A 16,513-nucleotide genomic window follows, 5' to 3' on the forward strand; every position below is an offset into this window, starting at 1 on the left:
GAGTCGTCACGTTGACCCCCTCTCCCGCGATCGATCGCGTGTACACCGTCGGATCAATGGTCCCGGGAGCCGTCAACCGAGCAGTAGCAGTTGAGTCGTACCTCGCGGGCAAGGGGATCAACGTGGCGAAGACCTTGCGCACCGCAGGAAACCAGATCATCGCCGTGGCCCCCATGAACCTCAGGGACGTGCGCTCGCTTCTCGATGACCCACGCCTGTACCGTACCGTGGGCGTCGAAGCGCCGACGCGGGTCAACGTTGTGATCATCGCCGAAGACGGTTCGACGACGAACATCAACCAGTCTGCGACCGAACTCGTTCCCGGGGTGTGGCTCGGGCTATGCGCTGCCGCCGGCAGCGAAATGAGACAGATGGACGCGGATTGGATCGTCGTCGCTGGGAGCATGCCGCGCGAGGCCGGAACCGGGGCTCCTCTCGACCCAGAGCCACTGATGAGTGAGGCACGCCGGGCGGGCGCGCGGGTGTGCCTTGATTCCGGCGGAACGACTTTGCGTCGATGGATCCGTTCGGGGTATGCACCGCACCTGGTCAAACCCAATGTGCACGAGCTGTCTGCGACGGTCGGGCGAACATTGAGGACTGTCGGGGACGTGGTCATCGCGGCGCGCCAACTTGTGGACGTCGGCGTGGAGACCGTGCTTGCAAGCCTCGGTTCAGACGGTGCGGTCGTCGTCACTGATTCAATGGCCCTATGGGCGCGCGCGCCTCGTACCGAAGTCGTGAACACTACCGGTGCCGGCGACGCTGCGTTGGCGGGCTTTCTCAGCGGGTGGACGGGAGAGGATTCACAGCAATTGGCTGCCGCCCTCGTCCGTGCCGTGAGCTGGGGATCCCTCGCAGTGGGCGAAGCCACCCCGGTCCTGACCGAACTCAGATCGGTAGCCGGCATCGAAATCGGCGAACCGATGGCCGTCCGTGAGCTCACTGACGCGGCCTGAGGACGCGGGCTCTCCGTATTCCGCCCAACCGAAGGACTTCGCTCGGATGAACATTCGACCGTTTCGATGGCGTTTCCACGCTGCCGTGCCTGTGCTTGGCGTGATTATCCTGATCGGCTTGGTCTTACGCGGTCCCATCGTCGCTGTTGCTCCGATCGCTGCCACCATCCGGGCGGACACTGGCCTGAGCTCGGCCGGCATCGGCCTGCTCACCAGCCTGCCCATCCTGTTGTTCGCCATCGCGACGCCGTTTGCCGCGGCACTGATCGGGCGGGTCGGTCCCAACGCCGCGACCACGATATGTCTCCTCGGTGTGATTCTGGGATCAATAGTCCGATCCACCGGCGGGGTCACCGCCTTGTTTGTCGGGGCCGCACTCATTGGCCTGTTCATCACAATCGGCAACGTTGTCATTCCCGTCCTCATCCGGCGAGACGTCGATCCGAGGCGAGTCGGGTTCGCGACCGGGGTCTATTCCTCGGCGCTGAATATCGGATCGATGGTCACGTCCTTTGCGACAGCGCCTCTGGCGGAGGCCTGGGGATGGCGGGTCGCCCTGCTCTTCTGGGCGACCTTCGCCGTGGTTGCGACCGCGGGGTGGATGTCGAGCGTGGGGTGGCGTGGGGGGTTCGTGTCAGGTGAGAGACCCCGCCTACGAATGCGCGACGACCGCACGGGCGGAATGCGTATGACGGCGCGAACTGACCGGCCCCGATTAGGCGGCACGGCCGCGCTCCTGGCGATTGCGTTCTCCGGACAGGCCTTCGCCTACTACGGGACCACGGCTTGGTTGCCGCAGATCTTGCACGACGAGCAGGGCTACTCGCAAACGTCGGCTGGCTCGTCTGCGTCGCTCTTCCAAATAGCAGCTCTCATCGGCGCGATGGGAATTCCGGCGCTTGTCGCACGCACCAACGCGACGTGGGGTGTCCTCGCAGTATTCCTGGGGTGGCTGACGATCCCGCTCGGGCTCCTACTCGCCCCAAGCCTCTACCTCCTCTGGGAACTCATCGGCGGCGCGGCCCAGGGCGGCGGCTTCACGGCGGTCTTTATTATTGTTCTGCGGATGGCGACCGACGACCGGCACGCTCGGAGACTGTCGGCGCTTGTGCAGGGCGTCGGCTACGGAGTGGCGTGCACAGCACCATCCCTCTTGGGTGCCGCCCACGACTTCAGCGATGGATGGACCGTTCCCATCGTGCTGATCTCCCTCGGCGTGGCCACCTTCGGCAGCTGCGGCCTCATCGCGTCCAGGCGGCAATCTCGCGATCTTTCAAGCCTGTGAGACCGCCCGCGTGGCTGGCCGAGTTGTGCGTGCTACCACGAGACGGCGATGTACTGGCTCTCCAAATACTCAAGCAGCCCCTCGGCGCCGCCTTCGCGGCCGATTCCACTTTGCTTCATGCCGCCGAAGGGCGCTGCGGGGTCAGAGACCAAGCCACGATTGAGCCCGACCATGCCGCATTCGATCTGCTCGCTCACACGCAGTCCGCGCGCGAGGTCTCTCGTGTACACATACGACACCAGCCCAAACGCGGTGCCATTTGCCAGACGAACGGCGTCTGCTTCGCTGCGAAACGTGACGATGGGCGCAACAGGGCCAAAAATCTCCTGGTTGAGGATTGAGGAAGCGGCTGGCACGTCTACCAGGACTGTCGCCGGGTAGAAATAGCCCTCGCCACCGGGGATGTCACCGCCGATGAGCAGGCTTGCCCCCTCCTCTACGGCGCCGCATACGAGCCTGTGGATGTCTTCACGGGCGTCACCGTTGATGACCGGGCCCAGTTGGGAATCGTTGCTACGCCCCGGGCCGACACGCAGGCTACCCATGCGAGCCGCGAGGCGACGGCCGAACTCAGCGGCTACACCTTCTTGCACATAGAAGCGGTTCGCTGCGGTGCAGGCTTCGCCACCGTTGCGCATTTTCGCGATCATGGCGCCATCAAGTGCCTCGTCCAGGTCTGCGTCGTCGAAGACGATGAACGGGGCATTGCCGCCGAGCTCCATGGAGGTGTTCACGACTGTTCTAGCAGCCAGCTGCATGAGTGTGATTCCAACCTCGGTCGAACCGGTGAAGGAAAGCTTTCGCACACGCCCGTCGTTCACCATCGCCTCCACAACTTCCCCCGACCGCCGGGTCGGTAGAACGTTGACTACGCCGGAGGGAACGCCGGCCTGCTCAAAAATGCGCGCAATTGCAAGCGCGGTGAGCGGCGTCTCGCTCGCAGGCTTGAGAATGACCGTGCAGCCAGCCGCGAGGGCAGGACCGATTTTGCGCGTAGCCATCGCCGCAGGAAAGTTCCACGGAGTGACGAGCACGGCAATACCGACCGGGTGGTGGGTGACAAGAATCTTGTTCGTTCCACCGGGTGCCGTCTGAACAGTCCCCGGGATCCGCACGGCCTCTTCGGCGTACCAACGGAGGAATTCGGCGGCGTAGGCGACCTCGCCGCGGGCATCGGCGAAGATCTTGCCGTTCTCGGCGACAATCAGGCTTGCCAGGTCGTCGCCAGCCGCAGTCATCAGCTCGAATGCTCGTGACAGAATGATTGATCGCTGCCGAGGAGGTGTCTGGGCCCAGGACACCGCTGCGGCTTGGGCGGCGTCCACGGCCGCGATCGCATCGTCGACCGTGCCACTCGCCACGCGGGCGAGCATCTTGCCGGTCGCCGGGTCAACCACATCGAATTCGGCGCCGTCGGATGCGGAGCGGACGGCCCCGCCGATGAAGAGTCCGGTCGGGACGCGGGCGATGATCTCGTCGATGGGAGACAGGGTTGAGATGGTCATGCGTGAACTCACTCTCGTATGGGTGGATCAAATGTAGATAGGAAAAATGGGGCGGATGGACCGCCACGGCCATCCGCCCCATCGTCGTTCGCGTGAGGTGTTAGAGGTATAGGTGTTGCGCTTCGCGCTCCCGGTCGTACTCCTGTCGGGCCAAAGTGGCCGACTCCAGCGTCGAAACCTCAGCGACGGGAACGTCCCACCACGCGCCGGAGCCGCCAAAGCGCGCCTGTTCGTCTACTTGCACGTAGACAACGCTGGTGCCGTCGAAGGCGACGGCCTCGTCGAGCGCTGCCTGAAAGGACTTGGCGCTGTCGGCGCTCCATACCGAGGCGCCATAGCTCGCCGCGTTTGAGGCGAAGTCGACCTCGATGCGGGCGCCGTCATGGCGCTCGCCTTCTCCGCGTTCGTTGAATCGGCACGCGAAGCCCTGCGATCCGCGGCTTTCTGAGAGAGCGGCGATGGAGCCGTAGCCGTAGTTGTCCACGATCACGATCGTCATATTCAGCTGCTCTTGAACGGCCGTCATGATCTCCTGAGAAAGCATCAGGTAGGTGCCATCCCCGATCAGGCAGAAGACGTGTCGGCTCGAGTCGGCGAGCGCATTCCCGATCGCGCCCGGGATCTCGTATCCCATGCAGGAATTGCCGTACTCCAGGTCGTACCCTTTGACCGATCCTGCACGCCAGAGACGGTGCAGGTCACCCGGCATTGATCCGGCGGCGTTCACGATCACATCGCGCTCACCCGCTGCGGCGTTCAGGACGCCGATCATCTGAGCCTGCGACAGCGTGGTGCTTGTGCCGAGGTCAATGATTCGGTCGACCTCGCGTCGCCAGCCGGCCGCGGCGGCCATCGTGCCGGACCGCGTCGTGTCTGACACCTTCCAGCCGTCCAGCGCGTCCAGCAGATCGAGCAATGTCTCGCGCGCGTCACCCATGAGTGGCGTCGCCGTTTCCTTGACCACGTCGATCTCGGCGACGTTGATGTTGACGAAGCGGACGTTCGGATTCTTGAACATCGTGTTCGAGGCAGTTGTGAAATCCGTATAGCGCGTTCCAATGCCGATGACAACGTCGGCGCTGCCCGCGATGTCGTTCGCAAAGGCCGAGCCGCTGGCGCCGAGAGCGCCGAGAGCGAGCTCGTGGTCGTGAGGAATGGAAGCTTTGCCGGCCTGGGTGACACCCACGCCGATACCTGTCGCTTCCGCGAACGCGACGAGCTGATCGCTTGCGTCCGAGTAGATGACCCCGCCGCCGGCGATTATCACCGGATTTGTCGAGGACGCGATGATTTTCGCAGCCCTGGCGATAGCTGCCCGGTCGGCGCGATTCCGGGCCACATGCCACACGCGGTCGGCGAATAGGGCCCTCGGGAAGTCGTAAGCCTCGGCCTGCACGTCCTGTGGCAGTGCGATGGTGACGGCACCCGTGTCGGCGGGACTGGTCAGCACTCGCATCGCCTCGAGCAGGGCCGGTGCAAGCTGCTCGGGGCGCCAGATGCGGTCGAAGTATCGCGAGACAGGCCGGAAGGCATCGTTGGCGGTGATGTCGCCCGCGTACGGCATCTCCTGCTGCTGCAGCACTGCGCCCGTCGAGCGCGTTGCAAAGACGTCGCTGGGCAGAAGCAGCACCGGGAGGTGGTTGACCGTTGCGGTCCCCGCTCCCGTGACCATGTTCGTGGCACCCGGCCCGATCGAAGTACTGACCGCGAGTGCGCCGAGACGGTTTTTCATTTTTGCGTAGCCGATGCCGATGTGGACCATGCCTTGCTCATTGCGGCCCTGGTAATAGCGGAACTCGTCCTGGTATTGCAACATCGCCTGGCCGATTCCGGCCACGTTGCCGTGCCCGAAGATGCCAAAGGCACCGCCGAAGAACAATTCGGTCACGCCGTCGCGCTCGACGTACTGTGCCTTGAGAAATTGAATCACGGCCTGACCGACGGTGAGGCGAATGGTGGGAACTGCGGTTGTGTGCGTCATCGCATTAGTCCTTTTCGTGTGCAGTTCTTGTGCTACGCCTGCGGGTATCGCGGGATGAGCGGAAGGCGTGGGTCCATGTCCATCTCGGGCCAGGCATTGGCCAGCTCGGAGAGCTTGGGGTCCTGAGCGGCCTGCAAGGTGCGCTGCAGGGCTGGTCCAGCCATCACGTTGAGATAGTAGAGATCGTGACCGTGCGCGGCGACGGTGGTGTGATACGCCCACGGAAGCAGACAGATATCACCGTCACGAACAGTTTCGGCCAGCTCGAAGCCGCGCTCTGGACTATAGGCGCGCTGCATCGCCCACCCGCTCTCTGGCTTCCTGAGACGGTAGTAGTAGGTCTCCTCGAGCTCCGCCTCACCGTCGTGGTCGTGCTCGTGCTTGTGTGGAGGGAAGCTCGACCAGTTGCCGCCGGGAGTCCAGACTTCGATGACCAACAGACGGTCCGCGGGGAATGCCGGAGGAATGAGCGTGGAAATCTGTCGCGAGGCATTGCCTGCGCCTCGAGTATCCAGAGGGAGGTCGGCCGGCGTGACGAGGACGATCTCATGCTTCGTTGTCGCCGGAGTTGATGCGATCGCGAGCTCGGCGCCTGCGCTCGCAGTGACCGTGGCAGCGGTATCGCGGGGAATGTAGAGGCAATGGCCAAGCCCGTCAAAGACGCTGGTCCGACCGCCGAACACATACTCGACACCGTTGATGGTGGCCGTGACCGTGCCGGACAGCGGCACGAGGGCGCGTTCATTGGTGTCGGCGTCAAAAGAGAGGGTCTGCCCGTCGAAGACAGTGACTTCGAAGGAGACGAACTCCCATCCGGCAATCTCGGGCGTGATTTTGTCCCACGTGCCGTGTTTCAGGATTTGGGGTTCAGACATGGGGCAGTCCTTTCTCGGCGACGCGTTCGCGCCGACACCTAAACAATATTGCTTACCGGACGTGATGTCCAGTGTGTGATACTTTTCGACATTTAGTACGTTCCGAGTTCGGCACGATAGAAAACCTCGAGGGTGGTGGACCGAGCCAGCTCGAGTGCCGTTTCCAGGGAGCGCGCACGATGTTCGTCGGAAATGACCTCCACTCCCCACGCGCCCACGTACCCCATGCTGCGGAGAGTACGGACGAATCCGACGACGTCCTGCTGACCACGGCCCACGAGGGTGCGCCGGTTGCGGGTGTCCTCAAAGAGGGTGCCGACAACCTCGCTCGGCGCGTCGCTGAGCTCGACACCAAACACCTTCTCGATCGGAACCAACGCGGCAAAGTCCCCCAGCGACGTTCCCGCACGGAACACATGCCAGAAATCCACAATGAGGCCAGCGGCCGGATGGTCCACGGCACGGACGAGTTCGGCCCCACGCGGCAGCGATTCGATCACGGAAAAGGGTAGGGGCTCCAACGCGATCCGACAGCCGATCTGGGCGGCCTCCTCTGCCAGTCGGCGCAGCGGCTTCACATAGGAAGCCAAGTCCGTGGCCGGAGCGCCCGCTGCGGGACCGGCCTTGATAAACGTTGCGCCGAGAGTCTCAGCGGCCTCGAGCAACATTTCCCAGCGGGGCCGCCAGGACCGTTCATCCGGATCGGACCAGTTGGTCACCAGTTCGACCTCAACATGACTGAAACCTGCCGCGTCGATCTCGTCGCGCAACGCGGCGAATCCGATCGTGTCGCGCACGACGGCGAGATCCTCGTGAGCGAAGCCGAAGCCGTCCCATCCGGCGGCAGCGATCGCGTGGAGGCGATCCGCCGGGGAATGCGGGCTGACCTCGGAGCGGTCGAGCGGCCCCACGTTTCCGGCGCTCGTCCAGCATGTCGCGACAAGGCGTGGGGCGTTCATGCGCGCAGGTCGACGTCGACGGTGCGTCCGGTGCGCGCGGACAACTCTGCGGCGTCTGCCAGGATGAGCGCAGCTCGTCCGTCCTCGAAGCCAGGGCTGCGCGACGGTTCCCCGGCTACCGTGTCGATGAATGCCTCGAGTTCGAACCGGTAGGCGTCTGCGTATCGTTCGAGGAAGAACGAATGATAGGCACCCTGGGCCTCAACGAGGGACGTGGAGTAGGACCTGATGACGCTGGGCCCAATGTTGCCGACCTGCAGCATGCCCTCGGAGCCGAAGGCTTCGAAACGCTGATCGTATCCGAAGGCGCTGTGACGCGAGTTGGTGATGGTGACCAACTCCCCACCCTCCGCTTCCAAGGTGACGACGACGGCATCGAAGTCGCCGGCTGCGGCGATGGCCGGACTGAACTGATTCGCGCCGCGGGCGGTGACGGAGACGATATTAGGCAGGAAGAACCGAGCCATGTCGAAGTCGTGAATCGTCATATCGCGGAAGATTCCACCGGAGACCGCGACGTAGGCGGCAGGTGGTTCTGCAGGATCGCGACTGACGATGGCGAGCTGTTCGAGGGCGCCGATCTCGCCGCTGGCGACGCGGCGTTGCAGCTCGGCAAAGTGCGGGTCGAAGCGACGGTTGAAACCGAGGACGACTGGCACCGTCGCCGCGTCCGCCTTCGCTCGCAGCGCATCGACGCGCGTGATGTCGAGGTCGATCGGTTTCTCGCAGAGTACCGGAATTCCGGCGTCGAGGGCCTGATCGATCAGTTCGACATGTGTCGGTGTCGATGAGGCGATGATAAGCGCGTCGATGTCCTCAGCCGCAAAGAGATCGGCGGGTTCCGCCGTGGCGCGCCCACCATATTTTGCGGCCGTCGCGTTGGCACCGTCGACAAATGGATCGCACACCCATTGGAGGCTGGCGCGAGGAGAGGAGGCGATGCTGGCGGCGTGTACTTGGCCGATCCGGCCGGTACCGAAAAGACCGAATCGCAGGGGCGTGGTCATGTGGAGTTCCTTACATCGTGGAGCGTGGGCGTGAATTCGAGGGCGGTAATCGACTATCGGCTGGGAGCCGGCAGGAGGACTGGTGCAGCCGTCAGCCGGGACAGCGCGGCGGCCTCAGCGATTTCTATCGCATGGATCCCCGAGCGTGGCTGCGTGAGATTTGCGTCTTCGCCGCGAACGAGTCGGAGGAAGTGGGCGATCTCGCTGCGAAACGCGATCTCGAAGCGATCGATGAACTGAGGGTACGGTCGTTCGGGGCCGGGGACATCGGGTTCCGTGGAGGTCACAGCCATACGCGGTTCAAGGCCGACCGAGAAAGTGTTGTCGGAACCGCACACTTCCAGGCGAACGTCCTGGCCCGCACCGTTGCGGCGCGTCCCACTGACCAAGGCAAGTGCGCCGGACTCGAGGGTGAGGATCGCCGCGGCCGTGTCGGTGTCACCGTACTCGCCGTATAGAGGTTCGTCGAGAACGGATCCAACCGCCTGCACTCGCACCACGCGCTCCCCCGTGACCCAAGGAATTGCATCGAAATCGTGGATCAACATGTCGTGCCACATCCCGCCCGACTTGGGTATGTAGTCCAAAGCCAGAGGGAGGTGATCGTGACCCGTTGCTCGCACGATCCGGAGTCGACCCAATTCGCCGGCGCTGACCCGCCGGCGCAAACTCTGGTGCGCAGGGTCGTAACGACGATGGAACGCAACCATCACCTGCGCCGAGAGCCCGTCCAGCTCGTCGGACAGCATCTTGAGCTCATCGAGATCGAGTGATAGCGGCTTTTCCACGAGAACAGGCAGTCCGGCTCGCGCGGCCTGCCGTGCAAGCTGTGGGTGCGATGCCGTCGGCGAGGCGATGACCAATCCATCGATGTCGGCGGCGATCGAATCGATGGAACCGGTAGACCATGCCAGATCGACCTCGGCCGACGCCGGGGCATGCTCGCCGGCGATATCGGCGGGGGAACCGGGCGCGATGCTGTCCAGCAGACTCTGGGCAACTTCCGCCAGGCGAGTGCCATCCCGTCCAAGCAGTGTGATCCGATCGACGTCGGGGTTCTGCGCAAGGTTGCGGGCGTGCATCAATCCTGCCCGTCCGACTCCGATCACACCGATGTGCATTCCCGTCACGACACGGCAAGCGCGGACAGGATTCCGCGCAGGTAGTTCACACTGGCACGGGCATCCTCGATCGGCCCCTCACCCAGTTCCGGGTATTCCTGCACGATCTTGTCCTGCTCAAGAACGATCCAGCCGTTGTAGCCGCTCTCCACGAGGCTCGTAACAATGGCGCGCACGTCCACGTCGCCCTGGCCGACCGGCGTGTAGAGGCCGGCAATGCACGCGTCGTAGTAGCTGATCTCGCCATTCTTGACCTTGTGCATCCACTCGAGGGACACGTCTTTGAGATGTGTATGAGCAATACGGTCGGCGTGCGCTGCGGCAAAGGCTACGGGATCGGTGCCACCAATCATGAGGTGTCCGGTATCGAAGCAGAACGGAATCGTCGACCCCTCAAGCACGCGCGTCACATCATCTGCCGTTTCAACGACAGTCCCAACGTGCGGATGAAGAGCCGCCCGGACACCCTGTGCCGAGGCCACGCGGGTGATGCGGTCAAGGTTTCCGAAAAGGGTTGTCCACTCGCCATCCGTGAGGACTTCCCGTGTCGCGTCGTAGCCGCGGAGCCCGGTGACAGCGCAGACCACAAGAACGTCTCCGCCGGCCGCAGCGTACGCTTCGAGCTCACGCTCAAGCCGCGGCAGCGGGTCGACGTCGGCTCTGTGCATGACGACCGGCACGAAGCTCCCGATCGCTTCGAGGCCGTATTCCCGCAGTGTCGCGGCCTTGTCGGCCGGCGCTTCGGGGAGAAAGCCATCCGCTCCGATTTCCGTGGCAGTGAAACCGAGTTCTGCCATCTCGGAGAGCACTCGTTCCGGAGGGAGCTGGACACCCCAGCCGGGGACTTCGCTGACTCCCCAGGAGATGGGAGCGGTTGCGATCTTGGCGCTCATTGTGGATCCTTACTCGCACCCGGACGGCGCGGATTGTCGTTGCGGGGAGAAGTTACTGCGCGAAGGCTGCGGTGCTGCCGGCGATGATGGGCAAGGACACCCACAAGCCGGATGCGGCCGATTCCTCGGCAGCGTCGAGCACGCGAGCCGACGCCACCGCGTCATGGATGTTTGAGGATTCGGCCGATCCGCCGGTGACAGCGAGGAGGAATTTCTTCGCCTCGATGGTCTTGAGGTCGTCATACCCCATTCCCGTGCCTGAGCTGGGCTGGAAGCGTTCGAACTCGGGGAATGAACTGTTGGCGAGCACGGTGGTGAAGCCGATGAAGGGTCCTGTGCGGGTGAGCGCCACATCCAGTTCGTTCATGCGGGCGAAGTTCCAGCGCACGGATCCTTCGGTTCCGTTGATCTCGAAGCCATAATCTGAGGAGGAGCCGACCGCGATTCGGGATGCCTCCAGACTGCCCAGTGCGCCGGCGGCAACCGCGGAGTCGTGGAAACGAATCAGCATGCTCGCGAAGTCCTCGTTTTCCACGGGCAGGAGGCCGGTCGCCGTGGAGCCGGGCAACGCCGGCCGCTCGGCTATATAGGTTCCAGTGGCCGCCGTAACGGCAGAGATTGGTCCCAGCACATGGTGCATCAGGTCGACCAGATGGCCCATGAGATCGCCCAGCACGCCACTGCCGGACATGGAGCGAACGAAGCGCCATGCCAGGGGGTCTTCTGGATTGGAGGAGAATCCTCCGAAGAATCGTCCGCGGACGTTGGTAACGCGGCCGAGCTGACCTTCGGCGATGAGCTTTTTGGCCAGTTCGACCGCAGGCACGTGACGATAGTTGAAACCGATGCACGTCACGACGCCCGCCGCGTCGGCGGCGGCCTCGACCGCTGCCGTCTCTTTCCCGCCACGCCCGACCGGCTTTTCGACCCAGAAGGGTTTTCCCGCCTTCGCGGCGGCGATGCTGACCTCAGCGTGCAGGAAGTTCGGAGCACAGATCGACACGACGTCGACCTCTGGGTTGGCGAGGACGTCGCGGTAGTCGGTTGTCGTGGTCTCGTACCCGAGGACGTTCTCGGCGTAATCGCGCCCGGCTTGGGCGGTATCAGCGGCCTGCACGAGGCGTGGCTTGAGCCCGAGCTCTGGATAGATAAGCGGTAGCGCGGCGTAAGCGCGGCTGTGGAGCCGTCCCATCCAGCCGACGCTGATGAGGCCGACACCGATGGTGCGTGTCTGGGGACTTGTCGACATTGAGATTCCTATCAGGTGCGGCGACACGCCAGGTCGCGGGCGAAATGGAAAATCGCGGGCGCGTGCGGAGGGCAGACTTGCGGCGACACCAGCAGGGCCCGGATTGGGTCTTCTTCGGAGTAGACCGGAGGTCAGTGAAGATGCTCACATCGTGCGCGCATCCTCGCGCTCTACCTTTTGAAAAACCATAATCGAGGTCAAATTGGACCGGTCCGAAATCTTGGATTGGTCCAAAGCTAAGGGTGGATCCTCTCCATGTCAAGTCAAAGGTCGACTGTCTGCTCGAAGGTTCAGAGAATCCGTCGGGTCGAATTCCTGACTCGCAACGTCGGTGCGATGAGCTCCTGATGGTCTTGGGCATTCCCCACCAAACCGTCGGCAAGGATCTCGGCCGAGCGTCGGCCAATGGCCTCGTTTCCCGGGTCGACTGTGGTGAGAGAGATCTGTCGGAGCGCTGCCAGGTAGGTGTCGTCGTAGCCCGTCACGCTCATCACGACACCGCGTTCACCGGCAGAAGACAGGGCGCCGATGGCAGCCAGGTCATTGACGGCGGTGATCGCCGTCGGGGGGACGGCGGCGGTCAGAAGCAGCTCGGCTGCGGCGTGCCCAGACGCTTCCGAATAGTCGGCAGGTGAAATCCGGCTGAAATCGCCGAGTCCGTGTTCAGCCATGGCCAGTTCGTATGCGCGGGCGCGGGCCTCGGCGACGGAGCCTCCCCGGCCGCCAATATGCGCGATATTGCGATGGCCCAGGCCCACGAGATGGTCGATGACCAGGCGCATACCGGCCAGGTCATCCCCGCGAACGGTGGGCGCCTCGGGAAGGTAGTCTGCGATGGCGCTTGCGACGACGATCGTTGAGTTCGGAGCCAGTTCCGCGATGGCAGGCATGTCCGGCACCGAACCCACGATGAGAATCCCGCGTGGGCGAAGGTCTCGGAAAAACGCGAGCAGTCGGTCGTCGAGGACGTGCTGGCTCGCCTCTCCCGGCAGGGTCGCGCTGGTCATGAGGCTAGCCTCCCCGACTCGGGCGAATTCTCGCCGGGCGGCGTCAACGATATCGGCGAAGACCGGGTTGTGGAGATCGGCGACAAGAATCACAATAAAGTTCCCGTCACCCCCGGCCAGAGACCGAGCGACGACATTCGGCGTGTAGCCGAGCGCTGCCGCCGCGTCGAGCACTCGCTTGGCACGTGCAGGGCTAACACCTGACGGGCGGGCATAAACCAGGGCGGCCAGAGATTTCGACACTCCAGCCGCGTCCGCAACATCTCGGATCGTCGGGCGCTTGCTGCGGTTGGTGACCATGATTTGCCCATTCTGCCGGACGGAACGAGATCCTTGAGTCGAATGGGGCCAGGTAGGCGGTCGAACCTTCCAGTTCGAGAACAGCAAAGCAGTCTTTAGTTTCATGCAGCGAACATCTTGTCTGCCGAACGGGAATGCACTATGTTGGCATCAGTCCCGGTCGAGCGGCCGCAGCCGCTCACTGACTCGGGTGCCCTTTCACGGCAAACAAAGGAGATTTTCGTGAAGAAATTCCGTATGGCAGCTGGCCTCGCCGCATTGGCGCTGGTCCCCGTTATCGCACTCGCTGGGTGTTCCAGCGCCGGTGGCCGAACCGAGCCCGCGTCCGGGAGCGGCGACACAGGAGCAGCTGCAAGCACTCCCCCGATGACGATCGCGATGATTACACACGCGGCGGCGGGTGACACGTTCTGGGACATCGTCAGGAAAGGGGCCGAGGCCGCAGCCGCCAAGGACAACGTCAAGCTCGTCTACTCGGGAGACGCCGACGGTGGACGGCAGGCCCAACTCGTGCAGCAGGCCATCGATCAGAACGTCGACGGCATCGCACTGACCTTCGCCAAAGCGGACGCGATGAAAGACGTGGTGCAGAAGGCACTGGATGCGGGCATCCCCGTCGTCGGGTTCAATGGAGGTCAGCAGGAGGCCCTGGCTGCGGGCGCGCTCACCTACATCGGACAGGACGACAAGCAGGCCGGCGTCGAAGCCGGCAAGAAACTCGTCGCTGACGGATTCACGCAGCCGATCTGCATGATCCAGGAGCAAGGCCACGTCGGCCTCGAGGCGCGCTGCGCGGGCATCAAGGAGCAGATTCCGGCTACAGAAATCCTTTACGTGACCGGGACCGACATGGCCCAGGTGTCTTCGACTCTGACAGCGAAGCTTCAGGCCGACACCAGCGCGGACGTAGTGATGGGCCTCGGCGCACCGTTCACGCTCGCAGCCATCGACGTGGTCGCCCAGACCGGGTCCAAGGCCAAGATCGGATCCTTCGATATGAACGCCGATCTCGCGCAGGCGATCATCGACGGAAAGGTCATCTTCACCGTCGACCAGCAGCCATATCTGCAGGGCTACGAATCCGTCGATGCGCTCTGGCTGAAGAAGAACGGTGGCTTCGCGCTTGGTGGCGGCGGCGCAGTCGCAACCGGTCCCACCATCGTTACCCCGGGCACCGCGGAGGCCGTCCTCGCGGGCGCCAAAGAAGGCATCCGCTAACCCCAGGCAATTCGGGGCCGGGCGGAGCATTCCGCCTGGCCCCCGGACCTAAGGACACACTCATGGCCACCACCACTACCACCACTCCCCCAGTTCCCCGGGCTGCCAAGGCGCCGAAGAACCAGTTCGACGAACGGGTCGGTCAGCGCTCGCTGATCTCCACCCTCCTTGGGCGACCGGAAATGGGTGCCGTCGTCGGTGCCATCGTCGTCTTCGCCTTCTTCGCCATTTTCGCCCCGACCTTCACCCAACCGAACTCGATCGCGACCGTCCTGTACGGCTCATCCACCATCGGCATATTGGCCGTAGGAGTGTCGCTCCTCATGATCGGCGGCGAGTTCGACCTGTCTACCGGTGTTGCCGTCATTTCTTCAGCGCTGACCGCGTCGATGTTCTCCTGGTATTTCTCTACGAATATCTGGGTCGGCATCTTCGTCGGACTGGCGTTTTCCCTGCTCGTAGGATTCGTCAACGGCTGGCTTCTGATCAAGACCAAGCTCCCTTCCTTCATCGTCACGCTCGCGACATTCCTCATGCTGACCGGCATCAACCTTGGTGTCACGCGACTTGTCGGTGGCGGCGTCGCGTCGCCATCCATCTCCGACCTGGACGGATTCGCTTCCGCCAAAGCCGTGTTCGCCTCGGACATCCCGATTTTCGGCATCAACGTGAAGATCACTGTATTCATCTGGATAGCTCTCGTGGCGGTTGCCACTTTCATCCTCATGCGAACCGAGATCGGCAACTGGATCTTTGCCGTGGGTGGCGACGAAAACGCTGCTGCGGCAGTAGGCGTCCCCGTGGCGAAGACCAAGATCGGCCTCTTCATGGCAGTCGGATTCTGTGCCTGGATCGCAGGCATGCACAATCTTTTTGCATTCAACGTCGTGCAGTCCGGTGAAGGTATCGGAAATGAGTTCCTGTACATCATCGCCGCGGTAATCGGCGGATGCTTGCTGACTGGCGGATACGGCTCCGCCATCGGTGGCGCGATCGGCGCACTGATTTTCGGCATGGCCAACAAGGGCATTGTCTACGCGCAGTGGAATCCGGACTGGTTCAAGTTCTTCCTGGGACTGATGCTGCTGCTGGCCACCATCGTCAACCTCGTTGTAAAGAAGAGAGCGGAGCAGAAATCATGACGAAGAACACCACATCACAGCATGACGAGTCGGAGGCCTATGACGTATCGACCGAGAACGCCGGGACGGGTCTCACGCACGTTCCTCACCTGCTCTCGCTGAAGGGCGCAGGGAAGAGCTACGGCAACATCATTGCCCTGTCCGACGTCGACATGGACGTCGACGCGGGGCGGGTCACCTGCGTTCTGGGCGACAACGGCGCCGGCAAGTCCACGCTCATCAAGATCATCGCGGGGCGGCACGAACACACAACCGGAACGTTTGAAATCAATGGCGAAAGTGTCACGCTGAAGTCGCCCCGAGAGGCGCTGAACCTCGGGATCGCAGCTGTCTATCAGGACCTCGCAGTAGTACCGCTGATGCCCATCTGGCGCAATTTCTTCCTCGGATCTGAACTCAAACGAGGGTGGGGGCCGCTCAGAATCCTCGACGTGGAGGAGATGAAGAGGATCACCAAAAGAGAACTTCTCGAGATGGGCATCGACCTACGAGACGTGGACCAGCCGATTGGGCAGCTCTCTGGCGGTGAGCGCCAGTGCGTGGCGATCGCCCGCGCCGTCTACTTCGGGGCGAAAGCTCTCATTCTGGATGAACCCACCGCCGCCCTGGGCGTCAAGCAGTCCGGGGTAGTGCTTCGGTACATTCTCCGTGCCCGCGACCGTGGTCTCGGCGTGATCTTCATTACGCACAACCCGCACCACGCATTCCCCGTCGGCGACCGATTCCTACTTCTCAAGCGCGGTAAATCCATCGGCTACTACGAGAAGAAGGACGTGACCCTCAACGAACTGACAGCGCAGATGGCGGGGGGTGCGGAACTGGAAGAGCTCGCCCACGAGCTTGAGCAGGTCGGCGGGAACACCGCACTGATTCACCAGATCCGCGAGGCCGAAGTCACGTCCCCGACAGTGTGAGGAGTTGCGTCCCGCGCGAAATCGACCGTGCGCGCGGGACGGCGCCTTCACCACGGAGGCGCAGTAGCTGCCACGACAGCCTTGAAACCTCCGTCGTC

Annotated in this window: 14 protein-coding genes; 5 read left to right on the forward strand and 9 right to left on the reverse strand. The window is 63.2% G+C overall.

The genetic code is table 11. From position 1 onward, the window contains the following. The first annotated feature begins 11 nt into the window (after nt 1-11). Together BJ997_RS17025 and BJ997_RS17030 are read left to right on the forward strand one after the other, a co-directional pair. The gene (locus BJ997_RS17025) at nt 12-959 is read left to right on the forward strand and encodes a 1-phosphofructokinase family hexose kinase (protein WP_183323630.1); all 948 of its coding nucleotides are present in this window, start codon (nt 12-14) and stop codon (nt 957-959) included. Nucleotides 960-1,005: 46 nt separating this feature from the next. Next, nucleotides 1,006-2,244, forward strand: a complete 1,239-nt coding sequence (locus BJ997_RS17030; protein ID WP_035837504.1) for an MFS transporter — start codon at nt 1,006-1,008, stop codon at nt 2,242-2,244. A 32-nt stretch (nt 2,245-2,276) separates the two neighbouring features. Here BJ997_RS17030 and BJ997_RS17035 read toward each other — a convergent pair whose 3' ends face one another. The 9 genes from BJ997_RS17035 to BJ997_RS17075 all read right to left on the reverse strand — a co-directional run bounded on the left by BJ997_RS17035 (nt 2,277) and on the right by BJ997_RS17075 (nt 13,141). Next, nucleotides 2,277-3,749 (reverse strand): NAD-dependent succinate-semialdehyde dehydrogenase, encoded by a 1,473-nt coding sequence (locus tag BJ997_RS17035; RefSeq protein ID WP_035837505.1) that lies wholly within the window; start codon nt 3,747-3,749, stop codon nt 2,277-2,279. Nucleotides 3,750-3,849: 100 nt separating this feature from the next. Continuing rightward, complete coding sequence (gene iolD, locus BJ997_RS17040) at nt 3,850-5,730, reverse strand: 3D-(3,5/4)-trihydroxycyclohexane-1,2-dione acylhydrolase (decyclizing) (protein ID WP_035837506.1); 1,881 nt, start codon at nt 5,728-5,730, stop codon at nt 3,850-3,852. A 32-nt stretch (nt 5,731-5,762) separates the two neighbouring features. Further along, nucleotides 5,763-6,605: a 5-deoxy-glucuronate isomerase gene (iolB, locus tag BJ997_RS17045; protein ID WP_035837507.1), complete on the reverse strand. Its 843-nt coding sequence runs from the start codon at nt 6,603-6,605 to the stop codon at nt 5,763-5,765. 92 nt (nt 6,606-6,697) lie between these two features. Further along, nucleotides 6,698-7,564, reverse strand: coding sequence for a sugar phosphate isomerase/epimerase family protein (locus tag BJ997_RS17050; protein ID WP_035837509.1), 867 nt, complete (start codon nt 7,562-7,564; stop codon nt 6,698-6,700). Beyond that, nucleotides 7,561-8,571 carry an inositol 2-dehydrogenase gene (iolG, locus tag BJ997_RS17055; protein WP_035837511.1) on the reverse strand — a complete coding sequence of 337 codons (1,011 nt, stop codon included), beginning with the start codon at nt 8,569-8,571 and terminating at the stop codon, nt 7,561-7,563. The genes BJ997_RS17050 and iolG overlap by 4 nt, the downstream gene beginning before the upstream one ends. 53 nt (nt 8,572-8,624) lie before the next feature. Next, nucleotides 8,625-9,692, reverse strand: a complete 1,068-nt coding sequence (locus BJ997_RS17060; RefSeq protein ID WP_035837513.1) for a Gfo/Idh/MocA family protein — start codon at nt 9,690-9,692, stop codon at nt 8,625-8,627. A gap of 5 nt (nt 9,693-9,697) precedes the next feature. Continuing rightward, nucleotides 9,698-10,585: a sugar phosphate isomerase/epimerase family protein gene (locus BJ997_RS17065; RefSeq protein ID WP_035837515.1), complete on the reverse strand. Its 888-nt coding sequence runs from the start codon at nt 10,583-10,585 to the stop codon at nt 9,698-9,700. A gap of 52 nt (nt 10,586-10,637) precedes the next feature. Beyond that, entirely contained in the window at nt 10,638-11,834 is a 1,197-nt protein-coding gene (locus tag BJ997_RS17070) for a Gfo/Idh/MocA family protein (protein ID WP_035837517.1), read from the reverse strand. A gap of 290 nt (nt 11,835-12,124) precedes the next feature. Then, complete coding sequence (locus BJ997_RS17075; protein ID WP_052542401.1) at nt 12,125-13,141, reverse strand: LacI family DNA-binding transcriptional regulator; 1,017 nt, start codon at nt 13,139-13,141, stop codon at nt 12,125-12,127. Nucleotides 13,142-13,363: 222 nt separating this feature from the next. Here BJ997_RS17075 and BJ997_RS17080 point away from each other — a divergent pair, with 222 nt between their 5' ends. From BJ997_RS17080 to BJ997_RS17090, 3 genes are all read left to right on the forward strand, one after another. Further along, complete coding sequence (locus BJ997_RS17080; protein WP_338042577.1) at nt 13,364-14,359, forward strand: substrate-binding domain-containing protein; 996 nt, start codon at nt 13,364-13,366, stop codon at nt 14,357-14,359. A gap of 62 nt (nt 14,360-14,421) precedes the next feature. After that, the gene (locus BJ997_RS17085) at nt 14,422-15,501 is read left to right on the forward strand and encodes an ABC transporter permease (RefSeq protein ID WP_035837520.1); all 1,080 of its coding nucleotides are present in this window, start codon (nt 14,422-14,424) and stop codon (nt 15,499-15,501) included. Continuing rightward, nucleotides 15,498-16,415, forward strand: a complete 918-nt coding sequence (locus BJ997_RS17090; RefSeq protein ID WP_035837522.1) for an ATP-binding cassette domain-containing protein — start codon at nt 15,498-15,500, stop codon at nt 16,413-16,415. The genes BJ997_RS17085 and BJ997_RS17090 overlap by 4 nt, the downstream gene beginning before the upstream one ends. Nucleotides 16,416-16,513 lie beyond the last annotated feature (98 nt).

It is taken from the genome of Cryobacterium roopkundense, from assembly GCF_014200405.1.
Taxonomy (GTDB): domain Bacteria; phylum Actinomycetota; class Actinomycetes; order Actinomycetales; family Microbacteriaceae; genus Cryobacterium; species Cryobacterium roopkundense.

Coding starts and splice junctions, on each gene's coding strand:
- BJ997_RS17030 (WP_035837504.1), top strand. CDS start 1,006: ATGAACATTCGACCGTTTCGATGGCGTTTCCACGCTGCCGTGCCTGTG.
- BJ997_RS17035 (WP_035837505.1), bottom strand. CDS start 3,749: ATGACCATCTCAACCCTGTCTCCCATCGACGAGATCATCGCCCGCGTC.
- iolD (WP_035837506.1), bottom strand. CDS start 5,730: ATGACGCACACAACCGCAGTTCCCACCATTCGCCTCACCGTCGGTCAG.
- iolB (WP_035837507.1), bottom strand. CDS start 6,605: ATGTCTGAACCCCAAATCCTGAAACACGGCACGTGGGACAAAATCACG.
- BJ997_RS17050 (WP_035837509.1), bottom strand. CDS start 7,564: ATGAACGCCCCACGCCTTGTCGCGACATGCTGGACGAGCGCCGGAAAC.
- iolG (WP_035837511.1), bottom strand. CDS start 8,571: ATGACCACGCCCCTGCGATTCGGTCTTTTCGGTACCGGCCGGATCGGC.
- BJ997_RS17060 (WP_035837513.1), bottom strand. CDS start 9,692: ATGCACATCGGTGTGATCGGAGTCGGACGGGCAGGATTGATGCACGCC.
- BJ997_RS17065 (WP_035837515.1), bottom strand. CDS start 10,585: ATGAGCGCCAAGATCGCAACCGCTCCCATCTCCTGGGGAGTCAGCGAA.
- BJ997_RS17070 (WP_035837517.1), bottom strand. CDS start 11,834: ATGTCGACAAGTCCCCAGACACGCACCATCGGTGTCGGCCTCATCAGC.
- BJ997_RS17075 (WP_052542401.1), bottom strand. CDS start 13,141: ATGGTCACCAACCGCAGCAAGCGCCCGACGATCCGAGATGTTGCGGAC.
- BJ997_RS17085 (WP_035837520.1), top strand. CDS start 14,422: ATGGCCACCACCACTACCACCACTCCCCCAGTTCCCCGGGCTGCCAAG.
- BJ997_RS17090 (WP_035837522.1), top strand. CDS start 15,498: ATGACGAAGAACACCACATCACAGCATGACGAGTCGGAGGCCTATGAC.